Origin of the sequence: Streptococcus sp. k-163 (genome assembly GCF_013277555.1) — a bacterium.
In the GTDB taxonomy this organism is placed as follows: domain Bacteria; phylum Bacillota; class Bacilli; order Lactobacillales; family Streptococcaceae; genus Streptococcus.
The window spans coordinates 35,876-55,647 of the sequence record NZ_VMND01000001.1 but is presented as its reverse complement, the minus strand read 5'-3'; the positions used below and the strand labels follow the sequence as shown (position 1 = coordinate 55,647).

At 40.0% G+C, this 19,772-nt stretch carries 14 protein-coding genes and 1 other annotated feature; all 14 genes read left to right on the top strand.

Features of this window, described 5'->3' with window-relative positions; translation table 11 throughout:
• Positions 1 to 2,944: DUF1542 domain-containing protein (locus tag HT731_RS00270; RefSeq protein ID WP_173277136.1), on the top strand; the 2,944-nt coding region annotated here is incomplete at its 5' end.
• Positions 2,945 to 3,346: 402 nt separating this feature from the next.
• The gene (locus tag HT731_RS00265; protein WP_140834477.1) at positions 3,347 to 4,300 is read left to right on the top strand and encodes a competence protein CoiA family protein; all 954 of its coding nucleotides are present in this window, start codon (positions 3,347 to 3,349) and stop codon (positions 4,298 to 4,300) included.
• Between the two features lie 18 nt (positions 4,301 to 4,318).
• Positions 4,319 to 6,121, top strand: a complete 1,803-nt coding sequence (gene pepF, locus HT731_RS00260) for an oligoendopeptidase F (RefSeq protein ID WP_000244150.1) — start codon at positions 4,319 to 4,321, stop codon at positions 6,119 to 6,121.
• 1 nt (position 6,122) lies between these two features.
• The gene (locus HT731_RS00255; protein WP_153226065.1) at positions 6,123 to 6,836 is read left to right on the top strand and encodes an O-methyltransferase; all 714 of its coding nucleotides are present in this window, start codon (positions 6,123 to 6,125) and stop codon (positions 6,834 to 6,836) included.
• Between the two features lie 66 nt (positions 6,837 to 6,902).
• Complete coding sequence (gene prsA / locus HT731_RS00250; protein WP_000727948.1) at positions 6,903 to 7,841, top strand: peptidylprolyl isomerase PrsA; 939 nt, start codon at positions 6,903 to 6,905, stop codon at positions 7,839 to 7,841.
• Between the two features lie 161 nt (positions 7,842 to 8,002).
• Positions 8,003 to 9,226: an FtsW/RodA/SpoVE family cell cycle protein gene (locus HT731_RS00245; protein WP_000703375.1), complete on the top strand. Its 1,224-nt coding sequence runs from the start codon at positions 8,003 to 8,005 to the stop codon at positions 9,224 to 9,226.
• A 24-nt stretch (positions 9,227 to 9,250) separates the two neighbouring features.
• Entirely contained in the window at positions 9,251 to 11,947 is a 2,697-nt protein-coding gene (gene ppc, locus HT731_RS00240; RefSeq protein WP_173277134.1) for a phosphoenolpyruvate carboxylase, read from the top strand.
• Positions 11,948 to 12,043: 96 nt separating this feature from the next.
• Positions 12,044 to 12,261 (top strand) — a binding site (T-box leader).
• 215 nt (positions 12,262 to 12,476) lie between these two features.
• Positions 12,477 to 13,472: a tryptophan ABC transporter substrate-binding protein gene (trpX, locus tag HT731_RS00235; protein WP_125451262.1), complete on the top strand. Its 996-nt coding sequence runs from the start codon at positions 12,477 to 12,479 to the stop codon at positions 13,470 to 13,472.
• A gap of 75 nt (positions 13,473 to 13,547) precedes the next feature.
• A complete protein-coding gene (locus HT731_RS00230; protein WP_173277132.1) occupies positions 13,548 to 14,414 on the top strand; it encodes an ABC transporter permease in 867 nt (288 codons plus the stop codon).
• A complete protein-coding gene (locus tag HT731_RS00225) occupies positions 14,411 to 15,169 on the top strand; it encodes an ABC transporter ATP-binding protein (protein ID WP_173277130.1) in 759 nt (252 codons plus the stop codon). The genes HT731_RS00230 and HT731_RS00225 overlap by 4 nt, the downstream gene beginning before the upstream one ends.
• A 217-nt stretch (positions 15,170 to 15,386) precedes the next feature.
• A complete protein-coding gene (dnaG, locus tag HT731_RS00220; protein WP_240151615.1) occupies positions 15,387 to 17,147 on the top strand; it encodes a DNA primase in 1,761 nt (586 codons plus the stop codon).
• Between the two features lie 2 nt (positions 17,148 to 17,149).
• Positions 17,150 to 18,259, top strand: coding sequence for an RNA polymerase sigma factor RpoD (gene rpoD, locus HT731_RS00215; RefSeq protein ID WP_000256769.1), 1,110 nt, complete (start codon positions 17,150 to 17,152; stop codon positions 18,257 to 18,259).
• 14 nt (positions 18,260 to 18,273) lie between these two features.
• Entirely contained in the window at positions 18,274 to 18,603 is a 330-nt protein-coding gene (locus tag HT731_RS00210) for a metal-sulfur cluster assembly factor (protein ID WP_000331925.1), read from the top strand.
• A gap of 113 nt (positions 18,604 to 18,716) precedes the next feature.
• The gene (gene cpoA / locus HT731_RS00205; protein ID WP_188113870.1) at positions 18,717 to 19,760 is read left to right on the top strand and encodes an alpha-galactosylglucosyldiacylglycerol synthase; all 1,044 of its coding nucleotides are present in this window, start codon (positions 18,717 to 18,719) and stop codon (positions 19,758 to 19,760) included.
• Positions 19,761 to 19,772: the final 12 nt, after the last annotated feature.

The following is a 19,772-nucleotide window of genomic DNA, read 5'->3' as shown; positions in this document are numbered from 1 at the left end:
AAAAGAAACAGCAGTAGATACTAAGAAAGCAGAAGAAGAAGCTAAGATTACAGAAGCAGAAAACGCTGATAAAGTAGCCGAAGCTAAAACAGCAGGTGAAGCTGCAGTCAAAGCAGTACATGACAATGGTGACTTAGAAGCAAATAAAGAGAAAGCCCTAGAAGCCATCCAAACAGCGTCAGAAGCTAAGATTGCCTCAATTGATAAGAATGCTAAATTGTCAGATGATGAAAAAGCAGCAGCGAAAGCCGAAGTAGCGCAAGCAGCCATCGCAGCTGTAAATGCTATCAATGAAGCGAAAGATCAAGAAGGCGTAGATGGCGCTCAAACTGGAGGAGTTAAAGCAATTGAAGCAGTAACTCCAGTAGGTAAAGAGAAAGCACTAGAAGCCATCCAAACAGCGTCAGAAGCTAAGATTGCCTCAATTGATAAGAATGCTAAATTGTCAGATGATGAAAAAGCAGCAGCGAAAGCCGAAGTAGCGCAAGCAGCCCTCGCAGCTGTAAATGCTATCAATGAAGCGAAAAATCAAGATGGTGTAGATGCCGCTCAAACTACAGGAGTTAAAGCAATTGAAGCAGTAAATCCAGTAGGCAAAGAGAAAGCGCTAGAAGCCATCCAAACAGCGTCAGAAGCTAAGATTGCCTCAATTGATAAGAATGCTAAATTGTCAGACGATGAAAAAGCCGCAGCGAAAGCTGAAGTAGCGAAAGCAGCCCTCGCAGCCGTTAATGCTATTAATGAGGCGAAAGATCAAGAAGGCGTAGATGGCGCTCAAACTGGAGGAGTTAAAGCAATTGAAGCAGTAACTCCAGTAGGTAAAGAGAAAGCACTAGAAGCCATCCAAACAGCGTCAGAAGCTAAGATTGCCTCAATTGATAAGAATGCTAAATTATCCGACGATGAAAAAGCCGCAGCGAAAGCCGAAGTAGCGCAAGCAGCTATCGCAGCCGTAAATGCTATCAATGAAGCGAAAGATCAAGAAGGCGTAGATGGCGCTCAAACTGCAGGAGTTAAAGCAATTGAAGCAGTAACTCCAGTAGGTAAAGAGAAAGCACTAGAAGCCATCCAAACAGCATCAGAAGCTAAGATTGCTTCAATTGATAAGAACGCTAAATTATCAGACGATGAAAAAGCAGCAGCGAAAGCCGAAGTAGCGAAAGCCGCTATCGCAGCCGTTAACGCTATCAATGAAGCGAAAGATCAAGAAGGCGTAGATGGCGCTCAAACTACAGGAGTTAAAGCAATTGAAGCAGTAACTCCAGTAGGTAAAGAGAAAGCGCTAGAAGCCATCCAAACAGCGTCAGAAGCTAAGATTGCCTCAATTGATAAGAATGCTAAATTGTCAGATGATGAAAAAGCAGCAGCGAAAGCCGAAGTAGCGCAAGCAGCCATCGCAGCTGTAAATGCTATCAATGAAGCGAAAAATCAAGATGGTGTAGATGCCGCTCAAACTACAGGAGTTAAAGCAATTGAAGCAGTAAATCCAGTAGGCAAAGAGAAAGCGCTAGAAGCCATCCAAACAGCGTCAGAAGCTAAGATTGCCTCAATTGATAAGAATGCTAAATTGTCAGACGATGAAAAAGCCGCAGCGAAAGCTGAAGTAGCGCAAGCAGCCCTCGCAGCCGTTAATGCTATTAATGAGGCGAAAGATCAAGAAGGCGTAGATGGCGCTCAAACTGCAGGAGTTAAAGCAATTGAAGCAGTAACTCCAGTAGGTAAAGAGAAAGCACTAGAAGCCATCCAAACAGCGTCAGAAGCTAAGATTGCCTCAATTGATAAGAATGCTAAATTATCCGACGATGAAAAAGCCGCAGCGAAAGCCGAAGTAGCGCAAGCAGCTATCGCAGCCGTAAATGCTATCAATGAAGCGAAAGATCAAGATGGTGTAGATGCCGCTCAAACTACAGGAGTTAAAGCAATTGAAGCAGTAAATCCAGTAGGTACAAGCAGTACAAATAGCGCAGGAAACGGTATTACACCACCAACTGTAGAAGTCCCAGCTTATACAGAACCAGTAGGCACAAGTAGTACAGATGGTGAAGGTAATGTTATTATTCCACCAACAGCAGAAGTTCCAGCCTATACAGATCCAGTAGGCACAAGTAGCACGGATGGCTCAGGCAATGTCATTACTCCACCAACTGTAGAGATTCCAGCCTACACAGATCCAGTAGGAACAAGCAGTGCAGATGGCTCAGGCAATGTCATTACGCCACCAACATTAGAAGTGCCAGCCTACACAGATCCAGTAGGAACAAGCAGTGCAGATGGCTCAGGCAATGTCATTACGCCACCAACATTAGAAGTGCCAGCCTACACAGATCCAGTAGGTACCAGCAGTACAGATGGCGATGGTAACGTTATTACCCCACCAACTGTCGAAGTGCCAGCGTATACAGATCCAGTAGGCACCAGCAGTACAGATGGCGAAGGTAATGTCATTACGCCACCGACTGTCGAAGTTCCAGCTTACACAGATCCAGTAGGTACAAGTAATACAGATGGCGATGGTAACGTTATTACCCCACCGACTGTCGAAGTGCCAGCGTATACAGATCCAGTAGGCACAAGTAGTACGGATGGCGCAGGCAACGTTATTACACCACCAACAGCAGAAGTCCCAGCCTATACAGAACCAGTAGGCACAAGCAGTACAGCTGGTGACGGCAACGTAGTTACGCCACCAACAGCAGAAGTCCCAGCCTATACAGGTAGTGTGAATGGTATTTCAGAAGAAATGCCAGCTCAGCCACATAAGGACGGCAGTGCTAATGAAATGTCAGATGGAACTCCAGTATCTGAAACTACAATAAATAAAGATCGACAACTTCCAAATACTGGTACAGCAGACTCTACAGTAGCTATGGTAGCAGCTGCAGCAAGTGCAGTACTTGGACTTGGTCTTGCAGGCCGTCGTCGTAAAGAAGACGAAGAAGCATAATTTATATATGAGTTAATCTAATCTTTTAGTAAAATCTGTATTTGATTTTATAGCTTATATAGAATTCCTTAAAAAATCTCCTAGTAGTCCATTGATTACTAGGAGATTATTTGTTAATTATGGCATAGTAAAATGAAACGGGAATAGTACGAAATAAATTCTTAATTATTGATAGAAATTTAATTTTATAGTAGATTGAAATTACTATAGTATATAACTTCTGCTAAAGTATTTCTAGAAATTAATTTGATTTCCCTAATAAATTTGTTCATATCTTATTTCAACTCACTATAATTCCCCAATCAATTCGCCTATACTTTATTTCGATTTACTATACTTTTCTTCTATAATTAAAAATACAATTATTAATTTTTTCGAATAATATAGAAAAGGAGGGAAATCATGTTTGTTGCGAGAGATGCTAGGGGACAGTTGGTAAATGTGTTAGAGAATAAGCTTGAGAAGCAAGCATACACCTGCCCAGCTTGTGGAGGTCAGCTCCGTTTGCGTCAAGGATCAAGTGTCCGAACCCATTTTGCCCACAAATCCTTAAAAGACTGTGAGTATTCCTCTGAAAATGAAAGTCCAGAACATCTGGCAAATAAAGAATCCCTTTATCACTGGTTGAAAAAAGAGGCAGAGGTACAATTAGAATACCCGTTTCCAGAGCTTAAACAGATTGCGGATGTATTTGTAAATGGTAATCTAGCTTTAGAAGTCCAGTGTAGTCCCTTACCACAAAAACTTCTTAAGGAGCGTAGTGAGGGTTATCGTAGTCAAGGTTACCAAGTACTGTGGTTGCTGGGACAAAAACTTTGGCTCAAGGAGCGATTGACTCGTCTACAAGAAGGTTTTCTTTATTTCAGTCAAAATATGGGCTTTTATGTTTGGGAAATAGACAAGGAAAAACAGCTTTTAAGACTCAAATACCTGATTCACCAAGATCTCCGAGGTAAACTCCATTATCAGATTAAGGAATTTCCCTATGGACAAGATAGTCTACTGGAGATATTACGTCTCCCCTATAAGAAACAAAAAATATCTCATTTTACAGTTTTTCAAGATAAGGATATCTGTCGCTATATCCGACAACAACTGTATTATCAAAATCCCATTTGGATGAAAGAACAAGCAGAAGCCTATCAAAAGGGAGAGAATATCCTGACTTATGAGCTAAAAGCATGGTATCCCCAAATTAGACCACTAGTGGGCAAATTTTTCCAGATTGAACAAGACTTGAATAGCTATTATCAGCATTTTTACACCTATTATCAAGAAAATCCTCAAAATGATTGGCAAAAGCTTTATCCACCAGCCTTTTATCAGCAATATTTCTTGAAAAATATGGTAGAATAGAAAGGATGGAGGAATCTAATGGTATTACAAAGAAATGAAATAAATGAAAAAGATACATGGGATCTATCAACGATCTATCCAACTGATCAGGCTTGGGAAGAAGCCTTAAAAGATTTAACAGAACAATTGGAGACAGTAGCCCAGTATGAAGGCCATCTCCTAGATAGTGCGGATAGCCTACTCGAAATCACTGAATTTTCTCTTGAGATGGAACGCCAGATGGAGAAGCTTTACGTTTATGCTCATATGAAGAACGATCAGGACACGCGTGAAGCCAAGTACCAAGAGTACTATGCCAAGGCCATGACTCTCTATAGCCAGCTAGACCAAGCCTTTTCATTCTATGAGCCTGAATTTATGGAAATTAGCGAAAAGCAGTATGCTGACTTTTTAGAAGCTCAACCAAAATTGCAGGTTTATCAACACTATTTTGACAAGCTTTTACAAGGCAAGGATCACGTTCTTTCACAACGCGAAGAAGAATTATTGGCTGGCGCTGGAGAAATCTTTGGTTCGGCAAGTGAAACCTTCGCTATCTTGGACAATGCGGATATTGTTTTCCCTTATGTTCTTGACGATGATGGTAAGGAAGTGCAGCTCTCTCATGGAACTTACACACGTTTGATGGAGTCTAAAAATCGTGAGGTGCGCCGTGGTGCCTATCAAGCCCTTTATGCGACTTACGAACAATTCCAACATACTTATGCCAAAACCTTGCAAACCAATGTTAAGGTGCAAAACTACCGAGCAAAAGTTCGCAACTATAAGAGTGCTCGTCATGCAGCCCTAGCGGCGAATTTTGTTCCAGAGAGTGTTTATGACAATTTGGTAGCAGCAGTTCGCAAGCATTTGCCCCTCTTGCATCGTTACCTTGAGCTTCGTTCAAAGATTTTGGGGATTTCAGACCTCAAGATGTACGATGTCTACACACCGCTTTCATCTGTTGAATACAGTTTTACCTACCAAGAAGCCTTGAAAAAGGCAGAAGATGCCTTGGCAGTCTTGGGTGAGGATTACTTGAGCCGTGTTAAACGTGCCTTCAGTGAGCGTTGGATTGATGTTTACGAAAATCAAGGCAAGCGTTCAGGTGCCTATTCTGGTGGTTCTTACGATACCAATGCCTTTATGCTCCTCAACTGGCAGGACAATCTAGACAATCTTTTTACACTTGTTCATGAAACAGGACACAGTATGCATTCAAGCTATACGCGTGAAACTCAGCCTTATGTTTACGGAGATTATTCTATCTTCTTGGCTGAAATTGCCTCAACTACCAATGAAAATATCTTGACGGAGAAATTATTGGAAGAAGTGGAAGACGACGCAACGCGCTTTGCTATTCTCAATAACTTCCTAGATGGTTTCCGTGGAACAGTTTTCCGCCAAACTCAATTTGCCGAGTTTGAACACGCTATTCACCAAGCGGATCAAAATGGGGAAGTCTTGACAAGCGATTTCCTAAATAAACTCTACGCAAACTTGAACCAAGAGTATTATGGTTTGAGTAAGGAAGACAATCCTGAAATCCAATACGAGTGGGCCCGCATCCCACACTTCTACTATAACTATTATGTATATCAATATTCAACAGGCTTTGCGGCCGCCTCAGCCCTGGCTGAAAAAATTGTCCATGGTAGTCAAGAAGACCGTGAGCGCTATATCGACTACCTCAAGGCAGGTAAATCTGACTATCCACTTAATGTCATGAGAAAAGCTGGTGTTGATATGGAGAAGGAAGACTATCTCAACGATGCCTTTGCAGTCTTTGAACGTCGTTTGAATGAGTTTGAAGCCCTTGTTGAAAAATTGGGATTGGCATAAGATGGTTGAATCGTATAGTAAAAATGCTAACCATAACATGCGTCGTCCTGTTGTCAAAGAAGAAATTGTTGACTTGATGCGCCAGCGTCAAAAGCAAATCACAGGATCCCTGAAAGAATTGGAAGACTTTGCTCGTAAGGAAAATATTCCCATCATCCCCCATGAAACGGTAGCTTATTTCCGTTTTCTCATGGAAACTATGCAACCTAAAAATATTCTGGAAATTGGGACGGCTATCGGTTTTTCAGCTCTCTTGATGTCAGAACATGCGCCAGATGCCAAAATTACAACCATTGACCGCAATCCAGAAATGATTGGTTTTGCCAAGGAAAATTTTGCCCAGTTTGACAGTCGTAAGCAAATCACGCTTTTAGAAGGAGATGCGGTAGATGTCTTATCTACCTTGACAGAGTCTTATGATTTTGTCTTTATGGATTCTGCTAAGTCTAAATACATCGTCTTTCTGCCAGAGATCCTCAAACACTTGGAAGTTGGTGGAGTGGTTGTCTTGGATGATATTTTCCAAGGTGGTGATGTTGCCAAGGATATCATGGAAGTTCGTCGAGGTCAGCGAACCATTTACAGAGGACTTCAAAGACTGTTTGATGCAACCTTAGACAATCCAGGACTCACAGCAACATTAGTACCTCTGGGGGACGGAATTCTCATGCTTCGTAAAAATGTAGCAGATGTTCAACTGCCTGAAAGCGAATGATTTTCAGAAAAATTTAAGAAAATATAGTAAAATAGATAGGGTAACACTTATCTCAAAGGAGTAGACATGAAGAAAAAACTATTGGCAGGTGCCATTACACTATTATCAGTAGCAACTTTAGCAGCTTGTTCGAAAGGTTCAGAAGGAGCAGACCTTATCAGCATGAAAGGAGATGTTATCACTGAACATCAGTTTTATGAGCAAGTGAAAAGTAATCCTTCAGCCCAACAAGTCTTGTTGAACTTGACCATCCAAAAAGTATTTGAGAAACAATACGGTTCAGAAGTAGATGAAAAAGAAGTCAACGACACTATTGCAGAAGAAGAAAAACAATATGGTGAGAACTACCAACGTGTCTTGTCACAAGCAGGAATGACCCTTGAAACACGTAAAGCTCAAATTCGTACAAGTAAATTAGTTGAGTTGGCAGTTAAAAAAGCAGCAGAAGCTGAATTGACAGATGATGCTTATAAGAAGGCCTTTGACGAGTACACTCCAGATGTAACGGCTCAAATCATCCGTTTGGACAATGAAGACAAGGCCAAAGAAATTCTTGAAAAAGCCAAAGCTAGTGATGCAGACTTTGCTCAATTAGCCAAAGATAATTCAACAGATGAGAAAACGAAAGCGAATGGTGGAGAAATCACCTTTGATTCTGCTTCAACAGAAGTACCAGAACAAGTTAAAAAAGCTGCTTTTGCTTTAGATGTAAATGGTGTTTCTGATGTCATCACAGCCACTGGCACACAAGCCTACAGCAGCCAATATTACATTGTAAAAGTCACTAAGAAAACAGAAAAATCATCTAATATCGATAACTACAAAGAAAAATTAAAAACTGTTATCTTGACTCAAAAACAAAATGATTCAACATTTGTTCAAAGTATTATCGGAAAAGAATTGCAAGCAGCCAATATCAAGGTTAAAGACCAAGCCTTCCAAAATATCTTTACCCAATATATCGGTGGTGGAGATTCAAGCTCAAGCAGTTCATCAAAAGAATAAAACAGAAAAGGGCCAAGTGCTCTTTTTCTTATGACAAAAATGGTCTATCTGATGGATAAGAGTTTTTTTCTTTCGGAAAAAATGGTATAATAGCAATCAAAACTAGAAAACAAACGGAATTTGGGAAGCAATTGTGTTGTTCTCATTAGATTGGTGATACTATGAAGATTAGTAAGAGGCACCTATTAAACTATTCTATTCTAGTTCCTTACTTACTGTTATCTATTTTGGGCTTGATTGTGGTTTATTCGACAACCAGTGCTATTTTAATTCAAGAAGGCCAAAGTGCACTGCAATTGGTCCGAAGTCAGGGACTATTTTGGATATTTAGTTTGATACTGATTGCCTTGATATATAAGTTGAAACTGAATTTTTTAAGAAACGAACGTCTTTTATTTATCGTTATGTTCGTTGAGCTGATTCTATTAGCTTTGGCTCGTTTGATTGGTATTCCGGTCAATGGAGCCTATGGCTGGATTTCAGTAGGACCTTTGACTATTCAGCCAGCCGAATATTTGAAAATTATTATTATTTGGTATTTAGCAAACAGATTTTCCAAACAACAAGAGGATATCGCTATTTATGACTTCCAAGTTTTGACACAAAATCAGTGGCTTCCTCGTGCTTTTAATGATTGGCGTTTTGTCCTCTTTGTACTGATTGGCAGCCTTGCTATTTTCCCAGATTTGGGGAATGCTACTATTCTAGCATTGGTAGCTTTGATTATGTATACAGTTAGTGGAATCGCTTATAGATGGTTTCTTGCTTTTTTTGGAATTTTAGTTGGAATTTCTGCCTTATCCTTATCACTTATTTCTTTTATAGGAGTTGATAAGTTTTCAAAAGTTCCAGTATTTGGATATGTAGCCAAGCGTTTCAGTGCTTATTTTAATCCCTTTGCTGATTTGGCAGGAGCAGGCCACCAACTTGCAAATTCCTACTTTGCCATGGTCAATGGTGGTTGGTTTGGTCTAGGTTTAGGAAATTCAATCGAAAAACGTGGCTATCTACCAGAAGCCCATACAGACTTTGTATTTTCAATTGTCATTGAAGAGTTTGGATTTGTGGGTGCCAGCTTGATTTTAGCACTTGTCTTTTTCCTCATTTTGCGAATTATCCTAGTAGGAATTCGTGCTAAGAATCCCTTTAATTCCATGATGGCGATTGGAGTTGGGGGGATGATGTTGGTACAGGTCTTTGTTAATATCGGTGGAATTTCTGGTATTATTCCTTCAACAGGGGTTACCTTCCCCTTCTTATCGCAAGGAGGGAACAGTCTCCTAGTCTTATCTGTAGCCATCGCCTTTGTCTTAAATATTGATGCAAGTGAAAAACGTGCCCAATTGTATGAGGAGTTAGAAGCTCACTCATCAAACTATATGTAGAGCTGATAGTGGAAAGGATTGCCTATGTCTCTTCAAAAATTAGAAAACTATAGTAATAAAGCTGTCGTGCAAGAAGAAGTATTGATTTTAACAGAATTGTTAGAAGATATTACTAAAAATATGCTTGCTCCAGAAACTTTTGAAAAAATCATGCAGTTGAAGGAATTATCAACTCAAGAAGATTATCAAGGCTTGAACCAATTGGTTACTAGCCTTACAAATGATGAAATGGCTTATATTTCACGCTATTTCTCTATCTTGCCTCTCTTGATTAATATTTCAGAAGACGTGGATTTGGCCTATGAAATCAACCATCAAAATAATATAGATCAAGATTATCTTGGTAAATTATCAGCAACGATTAAAATGGTTGCAGAAAAAGAAAATGCGGTTGAAATTTTAGAACATTTGAATGTTGTCCCTGTTTTGACAGCCCATCCAACACAAGTGCAACGTAAGAGTATGCTGGATTTGACTAACCATATCCACACCCTCTTGCGTAAGTACCGTGATGTGAAATTAGGCTTGATTAATAAGGAAAAATGGCATAATGATCTCCGTCGTTACATTGAGATTATCATGCAGACAGACATGATTCGTGAAAAGAAATTGAAAGTTACCAATGAAATCACGAATGTTATGGAATACTACAATAGTTCATTCCTGAAAGCTGTTCCTCATTTGACTGCTGAGTACAAGCGCCTGGCTAAAAAACATGGCTTGGAGTTGAAACATCCTAAACCAATTACCATGGGAATGTGGATTGGTGGAGACCGTGATGGGAATCCCTTTGTTACAGCAGATACCTTGAAACAATCTGCCATGACTCAGTGTGAAGTCATCATGAACTACTATGATGAAAAGATTTACCAACTTTATCGTGAATTCTCTCTCTCAACAAGTATTGTCAATGTCAGCAAGCAAGTCAGAGAAATGGCTCGCCAATCCAAGGATAACTCAATCTACCGTGAAAAAGAGCTTTACCGCCGTGCCTTGTTTGATATTCAATCAAAAATCCAAGCGACAAAAGCTTATCTGATTGAAGATAAGGAAGTTGGGGCTCGCTATGAAACGGCCAATGATTTTTATAAGGACTTAATTACCATTCGTGATTCCCTCTTGGAAAATAAGGGTGAAGCACTGATTTCTGGTGATTTTGTTGAGTTGATCCAGGCAGTTGAAATTTTTGGTTTCTATTTGGCATCTATTGACATGCGCCAAGATTCTAGTGTTCATGAGGCCTGCGTAGCTGAACTTTTGAAATCAGCAGGAATTCATTCGCGTTATAGCGAACTAAGTGAAGAAGAAAAATGCCAGCTTCTCTTGAAAGAATTAGAAGAAGATCCACGTATTCTTTCTGCCACTCACGTTGAAAAATCAGAGTTACTTGAAAAAGAATTGGCCATCTTTAAAGCTGCTCGTAAGTTGAAAGATAAGTTGGGTGATGATGTTATTCGTCAAACCATTATTTCACATGCAACCAGCGTATCAGATATGTTGGAATTGGCTATCTTGCTAAAAGAAGTAGGGTTAGTTGATAAAGAAAGAGCCCGTGTCCAAATCGTTCCTCTCTTTGAAACAATTGAGGACTTGGACCACTCAGAAGAAACTATGAGAGAATACCTTTCTCTTCCTCTTGCTAAGAAATGGATTGCTTCACGTAATAACTACCAAGAAATCATGCTTGGTTACTCTGATAGTAATAAAGATGGTGGCTACCTATCATCATGTTGGACCCTCTACAAGGCTCAACAACAATTGACTGCTATTGGAGATGAATTTGGCGTTAAGGTTACCTTCTTCCATGGCCGTGGTGGGACTGTCGGTCGTGGTGGTGGACCAACCTATGAAGCCATCACATCTCAACCGCTCAAGTCTATCAAGGATCGTATCCGTTTGACGGAGCAGGGTGAAGTAATTGGGAATAAATACGGTAACAAAGACGCAGCTTACTATAACCTTGAAATGCTAGTATCTGCAGCTATTAACCGTATGATTACGCAGAAGAAGAGCGACACCAATACATCCAATCGCTATGAAGCCATTATGGACCAAGTAGTAGACCGTAGTTATGATATCTACCGTGATTTAGTCTTTGGTAATGACCATTTCTATGATTATTTCTTTGAGTCAAGTCCAATTAAGGCTATTTCAAGCTTTAATATCGGTTCACGTCCAGCTGCTCGTAAGACCATTACAGAAATCGGTGGTTTGCGTGCTATTCCATGGGTCTTCTCATGGTCGCAAAGTCGTGTGATGTTCCCTGGCTGGTATGGAGTTGGTTCAAGCTTCAAAGAATTTATCGATAAAAATCCAGAGAATATCGCTATCTTACGAGATATGTATCAAAATTGGCCTTTCTTCCAATCACTTCTTTCAAACGTTGACATGGTCTTGTCAAAATCAAATATGAATATTGCTTTTGAATATGCCAAACTTTGTGAAGATGATCAAGTAAAAGCAATCTATGAGACTATTCTAAATGAATGGCAAGTTACCAAGGAAGTTATCTTGGCTATCGAAGGTTATGATGAACTTTTGGCTGAAAATCCATATCTAAAAGCAAGTTTAGATTATCGTATGCCATACTTTAATATTCTTAACTACATCCAGTTGGAGTTGATTAAACGTCAACGCCGAGGAGAATTATCAAGCGATCAAGAAAAATTAATCCATACAACCATCAACGGAATTGCAACAGGTCTTCGTAATTCAGGCTGATACCTATCAAACTTCCTCTTTTCTATAGGGGAAGTTTTTGAATATTTCAAAAAAATACTCAAAGAGTCTTGACAAGTAATTGAAAAATGATATAATTTAAACATTCAGAAAAGTAATCATACAAACTTTTTAGAGAGTCTGTGGTAGCTGAAAACAGATAAGTGGTGATGATGAAAATTGGGCTGGATGTTATTTAGAATTTGAAATCATAAAAATTCGGTGAGCACACCTTACAGTGCATCTCGTGATTGCGAGACAGAGCGATAGGGAAATTCCCTATAATTGAGGTGGTACCGCGCATCGACGTCCTCACACAAGTTTTTTGTGTGAGGACTTTTTGATGGAGGTTAGTATGGAAAGAAAACGATGGCGTCGCTTGTTTATACTCAATGAAAATCAAAAAGCAAACTAGGAAGCTAGCCGCAAGCTGTACTTGAGTACGGTAAGGCGACGCTGACGTGGTTTGAAGAGATTTTCGAAGAGTATTAGATAAGTGAAGTATTTTAAAGGAATAAAAAGGAGAAATAGAATGAAAAATAAACGTTTAATTGGAATTATCGCTGCGTTAGCAGTTTTAGTAGCAGGAAGCTTGATTTACTCTTCAATGAATAAGCCAGAAGCTAAGAATGAAAAGAAAGTTGCCAAAGTTGGTGTCCTTCAATTTGTGAGCCATCCATCTCTTGATTTGATTTATAAAGGAATCCAAGATGGACTTGCAGAAGAAGGCTATAAAGATGACCAAATTAAAATCGATTTTATGAACTCAGAAGGTGACCAAAGTAAGGTTGCGACAATGAGTAAACAATTGGTCGCAAATGGCAATGACCTTGTGGTTGGTATTGCAACACCAGCTGCTCAAGGATTGGCTAGTGCAACAAAAGACCTACCAGTTATCATGGCTGCTATTACAGACCCAATTGGTGCTAACTTGGTTAAAGATTTGAAAAAACCAGGTGGCAACATTACAGGGGTGTCTGACCACAATCCAGCTCAACAACAAGTTGAACTCATCAAGGCTCTTACACCAAATGTAAAAACAATCGGGGCCCTTTACTCAAGTAGCGAAGACAATTCAAAAACACAGGTCGAAGAATTTAAGGCTTATGCTGAAAAAGCAGGTTTGACAGTGGAAACATTCGCAGTTCCTTCAACAAATGAAATTGCTTCAACAGTTAACGTTATGACTAGCAAGGTCGATGCTATCTGGGTTCCAATTGATAACACCATTGCATCGGGATTTCCAACGGTTGTCTCTAGTAATCAAAGTTCTAAGAAGCCAATTTATCCAAGTGCTACTGCCATGGTAGAAATAGGTGGTTTGGCATCAGTTGTAGTTGACCAACATGACCTTGGTGTGGCAACAGGTAAAATGATTGCGCAAGTCTTGAAAGGTGCAAAACCGGCTGATACTCCAGTCAATGTCTTTTCAACTGGTAAGTCAGTAATTAACAAAAAATTGGCACAAGAGCTAGGTATTACGATTCCTGAATCTGTTCTAAAAGAAGCAGGACAAGTGATCGAATAATCTGTAATGGAGGAGTTGGGGACATCTCCTCCAATTTTTTACAATAGAAAGCATATAGAAAAGGTTAAGAAACAGATGATATTATCTATTATTTCTCAAGGATTTGTCTGGGCTATTCTAGGTCTGGGAATCTTTATGACATTTAGGATTTTGAACTTTCCAGATATGACGACAGAAGGTTCCTTCCCTCTTGGGGGAGCTGTTGCTGTCACTTTGATAACGAAAGGTGTGAATCCTTTTTTAGCAACTCTTATTGCTGTAGGAGCAGGTTGTTTGGCTGGTATGGCAACAGGACTTCTTTATACAAAAGGGAAGATCCCAACCTTGCTCTCAGGGATTTTGGTGATGACTTCCTGTCACTCTATCATGCTCTTGATTATGGGACGTGCAAATTTAGGATTGCTTGGAACCAAGCAAATCCAGGATGTTTTGCCTTTTGACTCGGATTTGAATCAACTTTTGACAGGTCTCATCTTTGTGAGTATTGTTATTGCTCTCATGCTCTTTTTCTTGGATACCAAACTCGGACAAGCCTATATTGCTACAGGTGACAATCCTGATATGGCTAGAAGTTTCGGGATTCATACTGGACGCATGGAGCTCATGGGATTGGTCTTATCAAATGGTGTGATTGCTCTTGCAGGTGCTCTCATTGCCCAGCAAGAAGGTTATGCTGATGTATCTCGAGGAATCGGGGTTATCGTTGTAGGTCTTGCAAGTTTGATTATTGGAGAAGTTATCTTCAAGAGTTTGAGCTTGGCAGAACGTCTGGTTACCATCGTTGTAGGTTCTATCGCCTATCAATTCTTAGTGTGGGCGGTTATCGCTCTTGGCTTTAATACAAGTTACCTTCGTTTATACAGTGCCGTGATTTTGGCAGTCTGTCTCATGATTCCAACATTTAAGCAAACAATCTTGAAAGGAGCCAAGTTAAGCAAATGACAGCAATTGTAGAATTAAAAAATGCAACCAAAATCGTTAAAAATGGCTTTGATGAAGAAAAGATTATTTTAAATGATGTTTCCTTAGAAATTTTTGAACAGGACTTTATCACGATTTTAGGTGGAAATGGTGCTGGGAAATCAACTCTCTTTAACACTATTGCAGGAACCTTGTCATTAACCAGTGGAACTATTCGTATCTTGGGTGAAGATGTTACCAAGTTTTCACCAGAGAAGCGTGCCAAGTACTTGTCTCGTGTTTTCCAAGATCCCAAGATGGGAACAGCTCCTCGTATGACGGTTGCTGAAAATCTTTTAATTGCCAAGTTTCGTGGTGAAAAGCGTGGATTGTTACCACGACGCTTGACTAGCTATAAGGATGAGTTTCAGGCAACCATTGAAAAAGTAGGGAATGGTCTTGAGAGACATTTGAATACACCGATTGAGTTCTTATCAGGTGGACAAAGACAGGCTTTGAGTCTCTTGATGGCAACCTTGAAGCGACCTGAATTACTCCTGTTAGACGAGCATACTGCTGCCCTTGATCCAAAGACCAGTGTGGCCTTGATGGAATTGACAGATGAATTTGTCAAGAAAGATCAGCTGACAGCCCTTATGATTACTCATCATATGGAAGATGCTCTCAAATATGGCAATCGCTTGATTGTCATGAAAGAAGGACGGATTATCCAAGATTTAAACCAAGAAGAAAAAGCAAAAATGAAAATCTCAGACTACTATCAATTATTTGAATAGATAAACTTTATTTTCATCAAAAAATAGAGAAGAAAAACTTAGAAGCGTTAAAGTGTTTCTGAGTTTTTTTAACTTTCTTTAACTTTCTTTAACTTTCTTTTCTATCTAGAAAAATAAGGCAAAGATAATTACGGAAAGCGTATGAAATGGTTTACTTTTTTTCAGAAATAAGCTATACTAGTTTACGTAAAACTATGATAAAATGGAGGTATTGTGTATGGTTGACAAACAAGTCATTGAAGAAATCAAAAACAATGCCAACATTGTGGAAGTCATAGGAGATGTGATTTCTTTACAAAAGGCAGGACGGAACTATCTAGGGCTCTGTCCTTTTCATGGTGAAAAAACACCTTCTTTCAACGTTGTAGAGGATAAGCAGTTTTATCACTGTTTTGGTTGTGGTCGCTCGGGTGATGTCTTTAAGTTTATCGAAGAGTACCAAGGGGTTCCCTTTATGGAGGCTGTCCAAATCTTAGGTCAGCGTGTGGGGATTGAGGTTGAAAAACCGCTTTATAGTGAACAGAAATCAGCTTCACCCCACCAAGATCTTTATGATATGCACGAAGATGCGGCTAAATTTTATCATGCTATTCTCATGACAACGACCATGGGGGAAGAGGCTAGAAACTACCTTTATCAGCGTGGTTTGACAGATGAAGTGCTCAAGCATTTTCGGATTGGTTTAGCACCTCCAGAACGAAACTATCTCTATCAACGTTTGTCTGGTCAGTATCGTGATGAGGATTTTCTAGATTCAGGGCTATTTTACCTATCAGATGCCAATCAATTTGTAGACACTTTTCACAATCGCATCATGTTTCCCTTGACCAATGATCAGGGAAAGGTCATTGCCTTCTCAGGTCGTATCTGGCAGAAAACGGATTCACAAACTTCTAAGTATAAAAATAGCCGATCGACTGCAATTTTTAACAAAAGTTACGAATTATATCATATGGATAGGGCAAAAAAATCTTCTGGGAAAGCCAGTGAGATTTATCTGATGGAAGGATTCATGGATGTCATTGCAGCCTATCGGGCTGGAATCGAAAACGCTGTAGCGTCTATGGGAACGGCCTTAAGTCGTGAGCATGTTGAGCATCTGAAAAGGTTAACCAAGAAGTTGGTTCTTGTTTACGATGGCGATAAGGCTGGGCAAGCTGCGACATTGAAAGCACTGGATGAAATTGGTGATATGCCTGTGCAGATTGTCAGCATGCCTGATAACTTGGATCCTGATGAGTATCTACAAAAAAATGGACCAGAAGACTTGACCTATCTATTAACGAAAACTCGTATTAGTCCGATTGAGTTCTACATTCACCAGTACAAGCCTGAAAACAGTGAAAATCTGCAGGCCCAGATTGAGTTTATTGAAAAAATAGCTCCCTTGATTGTTCAAGAAAAGTCCATCACTGCTCAAAACAGCTATATTCATATTTTAGCTGACAGTCTGGCATCCTTTGATTATGCCCAGATTGAGCAGATTGTTAATGAGAGTCGTCAGGCGCAAAGGCAGAATCGCATGGAAGGAATTTCCAGACCGACGCCAATCACTATGCCTGTCACCAAGCAGTTATCGGCTATTATGAGGGCAGAAGCCCATCTACTTTATCGAATGGTGGAATCCCCTCTTGTTTTGAACGATTACCGCTTGCGAGAAGACTTTGCATTTGATACACCTGAATTTCAGGTCCTATATGACTTGCTTGGTCAGTATGGCAATCTTCCTCCAGAAGTTCTAGCAGAACAGACAGAGGAAGTTGAAAGAGCTTGGTACCAAGTCTTAGCTCAGGATTTGCCTGCTGATATGTCACCGCAGGAACTTAGTGAAGTAGAAATGACTCGAAACAAGGCTCTCTTGAATCAGGACAATATGAGAATCAAAAAGAAGGTGCAGGAAGCTAGCCATGTAGGAGATACAGACACAGCCCTAGAAGAATTGGAACGTTTAATTTCCCAAAAGAGAAGAATGGAGTAATAATGGTAACAAAACAAAAAGAAGTAACAACATTTGACGTACAAGTAGCAGAATTTATCCGTAATCATAAGCAAAAAGGGACAGCAACAGATGATGAAATCAATGCTAGTCTTGTCGTTCCCTTTACCTTGGACGCTGATGGGATTGAAGATCTCTTGCAACGGATTCAAGATGCAGGAATTTCGATCACAGATAACGAAGGAAATCCAAGTGCGCGTGTTCTTAGTGCTGAAGAAGAACCAGAACTTAGCGATGAGGATTTGATTGGATCAACTTCGGCTAAGGTCAATGACCCTGTCCGTATGTACTTGAAAGAAATCGGGGTCGTTCCTCTTTTGACCAATGAAGAGGAAAAAGAATTAGCACTAGCTGTTGAAGCTGGTGATATCGAAGCCAAACAACGTCTTGCGGAAGCCAACCTTCGTTTGGTTGTTTCTATTGCTAAACGCTATGTCGGCCGTGGTATGCAGTTCCTTGACTTGATTCAAGAAGGGAACATGGGCTTGATGAAGGCGGTTGACAAGTTTGATTATTCTAAAGGATTCAAGTTTTCAACTTACGCAACTTGGTGGATTCGTCAGGCTATTACTCGTGCTATTGCGGATCAAGCTCGTACTATCCGTATCCCAGTTCACATGGTTGAAACCATCAATAAATTGGTTCGTGAACAGCGTAATCTTCTTCAAGAATTGGGACAAGACCCAACGCCAGAACAAATCGCTGAACGTATGGATATGACTCCAGACAAGGTTCGTGAAATCTTGAAGATTGCCCAAGAACCAGTATCTCTTGAAACACCAATCGGTGAAGAGGACGATAGCCACCTTGGAGACTTTATCGAAGATGAAGTGATTGAAAATCCAGTGGATTATACGACTCGTATCGTCTTGCGTGAGCAGTTGGATGAGGTCTTGGATACTCTTACAGACCGTGAAGAAAATGTTTTGCGTCTGCGTTTTGGGTTAGATGATGGGAAAATGCGTACCCTTGAAGATGTGGGTAAAGTCTTTAACGTGACTCGTGAGCGTATCCGTCAGATTGAAGCCAAGGCTTTGAGAAAATTACGTCAACCAAGTCGTAGCAAACCGCTTCGTGATTTTATTGAAGACTAAGAGTGAGGATAAATATGGCTTATACAGAAGAGCAAATTGAAAACATCAAAACACGAATTTTATCAGCCTTGGAAGAAGTTATTGACCCTGAGTTGGGAATCGATATTGTAAATCTTGGTTTGATTTATGAGATTCGTTTTGATGGCGACACAGGGCAAACAGAGATTGATATGACTTTGACAACTATGGGTTGTCCCCTAGCTGACCTTTTGACGGATCAGATTTATGATGCCATGACAGAGGTGCCAGAAGTAACGGATACTGAGGTCAAATTAGTCTGGTATCCAGCCTGGACAGTTGAAAAAATGAGTCGCTATGCCCGCATTGCCCTAGGCATTAAGTAATCATATAAAATATGTGAGAGACCATTGGAAGAGCGAGGAAATTTCCCCTCTTTTCCTCTAGTCTCTCCTTTCTTTTGCTGATTTTATTCCAAGAAAATGATATAATAGTAGTCATGGAAAAAAAGAAATTACGCATCAATATGTTGAGTTCAAGTGAGAAAGTAGCAGGACAAGGAGTTTCAGGTGCCTACCGTGAATTAGTTCGTCTTCTTCACCGTGATGCCAAGGACCAATTGATTGTTACAGAAAATCTTCCAATAGAGGCAGATGTGACTCACTTTCATACAATTGATTTCCCCTATTATTTATCAACCTTCCAAAAGAAACGCTCAGGAAGGAAAATTGGCTATGTGCACTTCTTGCCTGATACACTTGAGGGGAGTTTGAAAATTCCATTTTTCTTAAAGGGAATTGTTAAACGCTATGTATTTTCTTTTTACAACCGAATGGAGCACTTGGTTGTTGTTAATCCTATGTTTATTGAGGATTTGGTGGCAGCTGGTATTCCACGTGAAAAAGTGACCTATATTCCTAACTTTGTCAATAAGGAAAAATGGCATCCCCTTCCACAAGAAGAGGTAGCTAGACTGCGAACAGAACTTGGCGTTAGTGACAATCGGTTTATCGTAGTAGGTGCTGGTCAAGTTCAGAAACGTAAAGGGATTGATGACTTTATTCGTCTGGCTGAGGAATTGCCTCAGATTACCTTTATCTGGGCTGGTGGTTTCTCTTTTGGTGGTATGACAGATGGTTATGAACGCTATAAGAAAATGATGGACAATCCCCCTAAAAATTTAATGTTTCCAGGTATTGTATCGCCAGAGCGTATGCGCGAATTATATGCCCTAGCGGATCTTTTCTTGTTACCTAGTTACAATGAGCTCTTTCCTATGACTATTTTAGAGGCGGCTAGTTGCGAGGCTCCTATTATGTTGCGTGATTTGGATCTCTATAAGGTGATTTTGGAGGGAAATTATCGGGCGACAGCAGATAGAGAAGAGATGAAAGAAGCTATTCTGGAATATCAAGCGAATCCTGCTGCCTTAAAAGATTTGAAAGAAAAAGCTAAGAATATTTCTAGAGAGTATTCTGAAGAGCATCTATTACAAATCTGGTTGGACTTTTATGAGAAACAAGCCGCTTTAGGGAGAAAGTAAAAAGTGAGGTAA